We start from the raw sequence: 7,195 nt of genomic DNA, 5'->3' as shown, positions 1-7,195 counted from the left end.
GCAGCTTGGATCTCAGGGATCTCAACTTGAAAAGCGCTACCTGCGTACGCATCTTTCATGCCTTCAAACACTGAATTTAGGTTTAAGCCTTCAAAAGGATTAGACTTAAGTTGCTCACCCATTTGTAAGCCAATACCGTAACTTGCTTTTTCAGCATCTGTAGTAAAATTATCTGACATAATGTGTATTTCACGTTTTGTTAGTTAAAAGACGCGACTATGCTAACATAAAATAAACCGTGTTTGGGGCTAGTTTTCACTGTGTTTTACTTTTATTAGCCCGACTATATAGGTACACAGTGGTAAAGTGCATAAAATTCCAGCAACTAGTGGCAAACTCAATAAACCACTGGCGCCAAACAGCAATACCGGTATCACTACTAAGCCTACAATTGCCATAAAAGCCGCGGCAATAAGCGGCCAATATTTATCGTATTTAGTGATTAAATGGGCTGTTAACAGATTAAAGCCAACAGCATAAATAAACGCGGTGAGCTGAGCATGATCTGGTTGCGCATCTAATGCCATGGCAACCAACACACTAATCGCATTTTGGTAACAATAGGCAAATACCAGCCATAATAAACTATGTTTTATAAGGCGCTGAGCGGTGGATAACTGAGGGGTTGCAGACATTATAAAGCTCCAGATAGCAAAAAACCGCCATTAAGGCGGTTTTTTAAATAATGGTGGAGAGATAGGGATTTGAACCCTAGATAGGCTACAAACCTATGCCGGTTTTCAAGACCGGTGCATTCGACCACTCTGCCATCTCTCCGTACGGCGCGAATAATATGACTAAACAGTTAACTTGTAAAGAGTTAATATAAAAAAGTCGCTAAAAAACTTATTTCTGCTTAAAAGATAAACGTTTCACACTAATTACACAGCACTCAGACTAAATTGCGCTGTTTAGTAATATTGTTTTGGCCTGCGCGCTATCCACGAACAGATTAAACACATCACTAGGCTGAGGGTTAAAAATACCGCACTTTGAAAAATCAAATCAAAACGGTTTAAGTTGTCGCTGGGCAACACCACAAACAAAAAGGCTGGCAACACGGTTAACAGTAATACAAAACAGCATATTTTAAATGCACGACCAAAATCAAAGCGTTTCGATTGCTGCATCCACCAGGTCAAAATAACCAACACCGAGATGGCTGAAGCGATAATAAAATGCGCTGCGTGAGTCGTTGCGGCAATATACAAGGTGATAAAAGCCCCTATCACGCCCCAAAATGACCACGCTAGCCAGTTTTCTTTTTCACGTAAAAATAAATTTCCCATGGTATGTGTCTTCTTTATCGTTATTTTTATTAAGAACATCCATACTTTATCAAAAAACAACCGATTAAAAAACAAACTGCAGAAGAATTCTTATGTATCATGCCTCCATGCACTTCTCACAGCTAAGAGTCTAACCAAGCTACTTTAACATAGTAACTCGGTTAATAAACTAAGAGTCTGTCGTTGCACAAAAGTTCAGCTCGTGATTATAAATAGCTGAAATAATCATCAACCTTGTGACGTGTCGGTTTTTTACACTCTACTGCGGGTGTGCCTAAATATAAATAGCCTACTATTTCGTCAACTTCATCTAACTTGAGTGCTTTTTTAACCGCCGAACTTTGGGCAAAAAAGCCAGTACGCCAAATACCACCCAGTCCTTGAGCAAACGCCGCTTGTTGCATGGCAAATAAACTACACCCAGCGCTTTGTACCTGCTCAATATGCGGCACTTTTGGATGCGCTTGATATTTAGCAATAGCGATAATTATCATGGGTGCACGCAACGGGTGGTCTTTGGTACGCTCAATCATTTTTTCTGCTTGTTGCTCTGCAATGGCACTTTGCTGAAAAATTTCACCTAACTTATGACGCGCATCCCCTTCAACAATAATAAACTGCCAAGGCGCAATGCCACCGTGATCGGGCACACGTAATGCAGCTTGTTTGATCACCGCGAGCTGCTCCTCGCTTGGGCCTGGGGCTACTAATTTGGCGTCAGATTGACGGGTCAATAATAATTCAATTGCGTTCATAACCACCTCTAAAAATAAAAAGCTAGCATAGCATTGATTTAGTGAAGAAAAAATGTGGAAAACAGCTAGTCAGCGAAAACACTGGCTAGCTGTAACAAAGTGTTGATAGTAACAAGCAAGGCTGTTAATAGCTGCTATCGTGCGTTAGATTTTTCTGGCAACCTGTAGCGCTTCAAAAATGGCCCGTTTAGCATCGATGGCCGTCGCTAATTTAGCGCCGCCGATCACGTGGACCTTGGCATTGTCACTGTGATTGGCCAACAGCTCATTATTTGACACTTGGCCTATACACGCAATGACCGTGTCTACCGGTAACACTTGCTGCTCGCCCGCCACTTTAATCGTTAAGCCTTTATCATCAAAGCGAATATACTGACACTCTGCTATTTGTTTTACCTTATGCTGCTTTGCTACTTGACGGTGGATCCAACCGGTGGTTTTACCCAGCTCACTCCCAAAGCGGCCCGCACTGCGTTTCAGCATATAGAGTTGGCGGTCATGAGTATGCGGCTGTGCCTCACATTCAATCCCCCACTGGGTTTTAAAGTCAGCAATGCTTTGCCCTGGTTGCTCGCTTATAAAGGCCACCATATCAAAACCAATGCCACCGGCGCCTAATATAGCAACCGATTTACCTAAGGTGACTTCACCGCGGATCACTTCATCGTAAGCAAATATGCGTTTGCCATCAGCGCACTCAATATTGGCTTCACGCGGGCGTACCCCGGTTGCAAATACAATATCATCATAGTGCGCTAACATGCTGTCATCGTAGGCTTCACCAAGCTTTACCGTAACATTTAAGCGCGCTAACTCATTAGTGTAATAAGCTAAGGTATGATTAAAATCTTCTTTGCCCGGAATACGCATCGCCAAATTAAATTGTCCGCCCATTTGGCTGTTTTTATCAATCAACGTCACCGTATGGCCTTTTTCAGCCAAGTAACAGCTGGAAGATAACCCCGCGGGACCGGCCCCCACCACTAAAACGTTTTTAGCTTGGCTGGCTTTCTCTAATGGGTAATCAAGTTCATACGCCGCTTGAGGATTAACTAAACAGGTAGCGCGTTTGTTTTTAAATACATGATCTAAGCAACCTTGGTTACAGCCAATACAAATATTAATATGCTGTGTTTGCTGCGCGTTATATTTATTAAAGAATTCTGGATCGGCTAATAATGGTCGCGCCATAGAAATTAAGTCGGCATCCCCGGCGGTTAAAATTTCATTCGCAATAGCAGGGGTATTAATACGGTTTACCGCTATCACCGGTGCACTGATCACGTCTTTTAAACGTTTAGACGCTTCTTTAAAGGCGCCCGGCGGTACCATACTGGCAATGGTCGGCACGCGCGCTTCATGCCAGCCTATGCCAGTATTAAAAATATCCACACCGGCTTTTTCAAGTGCAATGGCTTGGCGTGTCACTTCATCTGGGGTAGAGCCGTTAGGGATCAGATCCATCACCGATAAACGAAAAATAATTAAAAATTGCGCTGACACTTTTGCTCTCACGGCCTTAACTATCTCTACAGCTAACCGCATTCTGTTTTCTAAGCTGCCGCCAAATTCATCCTCGCGTTTATTAGTATGTGGCGCCATAAACTCGTTAATTAAGTAGCCTTCTGAGCCCATGATCTCCACCCCATCGTAACCCGCTTTTTCTGCCATACGAGCAGAGTGAGCAAAGTCTTTAATGGTTTTTTTAATAGCGCCTAATGACATTGCTTTAGGGGTATAGGGGGTGATCGGCGCTTTAATGGCACTCGGTGCTTGATTAAAAGGATGATAGGCGTAGCGACCGGCGTGCAATAATTGCAAACAAATCTTCCCCCCATGTTTATGTACGGCATCGGTATAAGCACGGTGCTTGAAAACGTCGTAGTAACTATTAAATGAGGATGAAATTGGCGTTAATTTACCCCGCAAATTAGGGCTATAGCCGCCGGTTATTAACAGTGCTGTGCCCCCTTTGGCACGGGCTTCATAAAAGGCGCGCAAACGCTTACGGTTATGCCAGCCCTCTTCGAGGCCGGTGTGCATTGAGCCCATCACTAAGCGGTTACGTAATTGTGTGTGTTTTAATTGTAATTGTTGTTCTAACATCCTGTGCCCCGTTAACTGGTCTAACCTGTATACATAACTCGATTCTGCGTTAATGCTAAACAATAAGCAATATCTGCACTAATAATTTTCTTCCTACCGCCTATAAATTCACTCATTTTGTCATAATCGCTTTATATTGAGACGCGCACCACGTCAATTATTTGTTGTAATCACTTGCTGACTATCATTTTTTTGCTGTTTTAGTGGCCAAAAGCACCATTAGCGCTGTGTTTACAGCCGTTATAAATACTTCGTTACGATTTAGCAGTTAAATTAATTATTATTCTAAGCTAAGATGCAAGTAATGTATTAGCTGTACCAAATTAAGGAGCTATTTTGATAGCAAAGGTATTTAAAGGTATTTGGGCTGGAATTAACTTTTCACGCCGTTTAATACTAAACATAGTGTTTTTATTGCTGGTTATTGTTTTTATTGTATCGCTTTCAAGTGATGGCGATAAAATAATGGTTGAGGACGGCTCAGTACTTAGACTTAATCTTAACGGCCCGATTGTAGAAGAAAAAACCTACATCGACCCCATTGAAGCGGCCATCAGTGATGCCACATCAAACACCGAATCGCCAGGCGAGATTTTACTCGACGATATTATTGAAGTGATCAACGAGGCGACTAACGATAGTCGCATTAGTATGATTTTACTTGATTTACAACAAATGCCTGCCGTTCATTTAAATAAGCTTAAACAAATCACCAAAGCATTAGTGCAATTTAAGCAAAGCGGCAAAAAAGTCATTGCAACCGGTTATTACTATACTCAAGCGCAATATTATATTGCAGCCCATGCCGATGAAGTGACTATGCACCCCTACGGTAGTGTTGCGATTGAAGGTTATGGCGTCTACCCACTGTACTTTAAAGAGGCGCTGGATAAGTTAAAAGTAACGCAGCATATATTTCGCGTCGGCACCTTTAAATCGGCAGTTGAGCCATTTATCCGTAACGATATGTCTGACGAGGCAAAACAAGCTAATCGCGTTTGGCTCAGTGCACTGTGGAATGAATACAAACAGGATATTGCGGCGGTACGCCCGTTTGATGAAAGCAACTTTGATGAAACAATGGCTGACTTTTTAGCTAAAATGACCGCTGTAAACGGTGATGCAGGCAAGTATGCGTTAGAGCATCAATGGGTTGATTCATTAAAAACTAATCAGCAAATTCGTCAACAGCTTATCGATTTAGTGGGCGCTGATGCCAAAGGTAAAAGCTTCAAACAAGTGTCATTTCGTGAATACCTCAGCTTAGTTAAACCCCCAGTGGTATTTGATAACCCGATGACAGAAAAAGTCGCGGTGGTGGTTGCAAGAGGCACCATAGTTGATGGCGAGCGTAAAGCCGGCGAAATCGGCGGCGATTCAACCGCGGCACTGTTACGTAAAGCGCGTTTAGATGACAAGGTGAAAGCCGTAGTACTGCGGATTGATTCCGGTGGCGGTAGCATGTTTGCCTCTGAAGTCATTCGTGCTGAAGTGTTAGCACTGAAAGCCGCAGGTAAACCGGTTATTGCGTCTATGAGCTCAGTGGCTGCATCAGGGGGCTATTGGATTGCCTCGGCTGCGAATGAAATTTGGGCGGCGCCAAGTACCATCACCGGCTCAATTGGTGTATTTGGTGCTTTCATGACCTTTGAAGACACCTTAGCTAATTTAGGCGTGTATTCTGATGGTGTAGCTACCACCGAAATGGCGGGCTTATCACTTACACGTCCATTAAGCGATAAAATGGCACAAGTCATACAAATGAGTGTGGAAGATGCCTACCAGCGCTTTTTAAATGTGGTTGCCGAAGCACGTAATATGACCCCAGCGCAAGTAGACAACATTGCCCAAGGTCGCGTATGGATCGCCGCTCAAGCACAGCAATTAGGCCTGATTGATAAACTCGGTGATAAGCAAGATGCTATTAAAGCTGCGGCGGCATTGGCTAAGCTTAACCATTATGAAGTTAAAACAATTAAACACAGCCTGACGCCACAACAAAAAATGATCCAAGACATTTTAGGAACTGCGGCGGTTAAATCTATGCTAGGCAGCAATACTGCCACAACACACGTATTAGCGAGTCAAGCAAACCTGCAAAATGTGGTTAAACAGTTAACGGGCGAAATCGACAAGCTGAAAGATTATAACGACCCACAAGGCGTCTATGCGCGCTGTTTAGTGTGTAAGGTGGCACAATAAAAGCGCCCCCTGCCTTTATAAGCAGTTGTATTTAAAGTTATACTAAGCCCAGTTAATTCACTGGGCTTTTTTTATGAAACGTAAACGCATTTATATCGCTTATACTGGCGGTACTATTGGGATGAAAAAATCGAGTCGTGGCTATATTCCTGCCGAGGGCTTTTTAACCGAGACGGTGGTTAATAACGCCGAGTTTAACCGCGAAGAAATGCCGTTATTTGATATTCATGAATACTGCCCACTGATAGATTCATCGGATATGACCCCTGCCCATTGGCAGCTGATTGCCGATGATATCAAAAGCAAATACCAAGATTACGATGGTTTTGTGGTATTACATGGCACTGACACTATGGCGTATACCGCATCAGCGCTGTCATTTATGTTTGAAAATTTAACCAAACCGATTATTGTTACCGGCTCACAAATACCACTGTCGCAATTGCGCTCTGATGGCCAAGTTAATTTACTTAATGCCATGTATTTAGCAGCCAACTACCCAATCGCTGAAGTAAGTTTATTTTTTAATAATCAGTTGTTTCGCGGTAACCGCGCGATCAAAGCTCATGCCGATGGTTTCGATGCCTTTGCCTCTCCTAACTTAGAGCCATTAGCGCTTTCAGGAATTAATATTCAGCTACTCAAAGGGCAGCTCAGTCCGTATGTAGACAATGAATTACAAGTCACTAATATTACCGCGCAGCCTATTGGTGTGCTGCATTTATACCCAGGTATTTGTAAAGACGTGGTGCAAAGCTTAGTCACTGGTAATATCAAAGCACTGGTATTATTAAGTTTTGGTGTGGGTAACGCGCCACAAGATCCGGCGTTTTTAGCTATTTT

At 42.9% G+C, this 7,195-nt stretch carries 7 protein-coding genes and 1 tRNA gene; 2 read left to right on the top strand and 6 right to left on the bottom strand.

What is annotated here, in order from left to right; genetic code table 11:
- From ABYB02_RS12720 to ABYB02_RS12695, 6 genes are all read right to left on the bottom strand, one after another.
- On the bottom strand, positions 1-179 hold a 179-nt coding region (locus ABYB02_RS12720), incomplete at its 3' end, for an FKBP-type peptidyl-prolyl cis-trans isomerase N-terminal domain-containing protein (protein WP_372762816.1).
- Positions 180-248: 69 nt separating this feature from the next.
- Positions 249-635, bottom strand: a complete 387-nt coding sequence (locus tag ABYB02_RS12715) for a hypothetical protein (protein WP_372762815.1) — start codon at positions 633-635, stop codon at positions 249-251.
- A 51-nt stretch (positions 636-686) separates the two neighbouring features.
- Positions 687-777 (bottom strand) — tRNA-Ser (locus ABYB02_RS12710).
- Positions 778-911: 134 nt separating this feature from the next.
- The gene (locus tag ABYB02_RS12705) at positions 912-1,289 is read right to left on the bottom strand and encodes a hypothetical protein (RefSeq protein WP_372762814.1); all 378 of its coding nucleotides are present in this window, start codon (positions 1,287-1,289) and stop codon (positions 912-914) included.
- A gap of 206 nt (positions 1,290-1,495) precedes the next feature.
- Positions 1,496-2,044: an NAD(P)H nitroreductase gene (locus ABYB02_RS12700; RefSeq protein ID WP_372762813.1), complete on the bottom strand. Its 549-nt coding sequence runs from the start codon at positions 2,042-2,044 to the stop codon at positions 1,496-1,498.
- A 144-nt stretch (positions 2,045-2,188) separates the two neighbouring features.
- Positions 2,189-4,150, bottom strand: a complete 1,962-nt coding sequence (locus ABYB02_RS12695; protein WP_372762812.1) for an FAD-dependent oxidoreductase — start codon at positions 4,148-4,150, stop codon at positions 2,189-2,191.
- Between the two features lie 336 nt (positions 4,151-4,486).
- Here ABYB02_RS12695 and sppA point away from each other — a divergent pair, with 336 nt between their 5' ends.
- Complete coding sequence (gene sppA, locus ABYB02_RS12690) at positions 4,487-6,352, top strand: signal peptide peptidase SppA (RefSeq protein ID WP_372762811.1); 1,866 nt, start codon at positions 4,487-4,489, stop codon at positions 6,350-6,352.
- Positions 6,353-6,425: 73 nt separating this feature from the next.
- On the top strand, positions 6,426-7,195 hold a 770-nt coding region (gene ansA / locus ABYB02_RS12685; RefSeq protein WP_372762810.1), incomplete at its 3' end, for an asparaginase.

The organism is Pseudoalteromonas sp. (assembly GCF_041613455.1).
Taxonomy (GTDB): domain Bacteria; phylum Pseudomonadota; class Gammaproteobacteria; order Enterobacterales; family Alteromonadaceae; genus Pseudoalteromonas.
This window is presented reverse-complemented; position numbering and strand designations above follow the sequence as displayed.

Coding starts and splice junctions, on each gene's coding strand:
- ABYB02_RS12715 (WP_372762815.1), bottom strand. CDS start 635: ATGTCTGCAACCCCTCAGTTATCCACCGCTCAGCGCCTTATAAAACAT.
- ABYB02_RS12695 (WP_372762812.1), bottom strand. CDS start 4,150: ATGTTAGAACAACAATTACAATTAAAACACACACAATTACGTAACCGC.
- ABYB02_RS12700 (WP_372762813.1), bottom strand. CDS start 2,044: ATGAACGCAATTGAATTATTATTGACCCGTCAATCTGACGCCAAATTA.
- ABYB02_RS12705 (WP_372762814.1), bottom strand. CDS start 1,289: ATGGGAAATTTATTTTTACGTGAAAAAGAAAACTGGCTAGCGTGGTCA.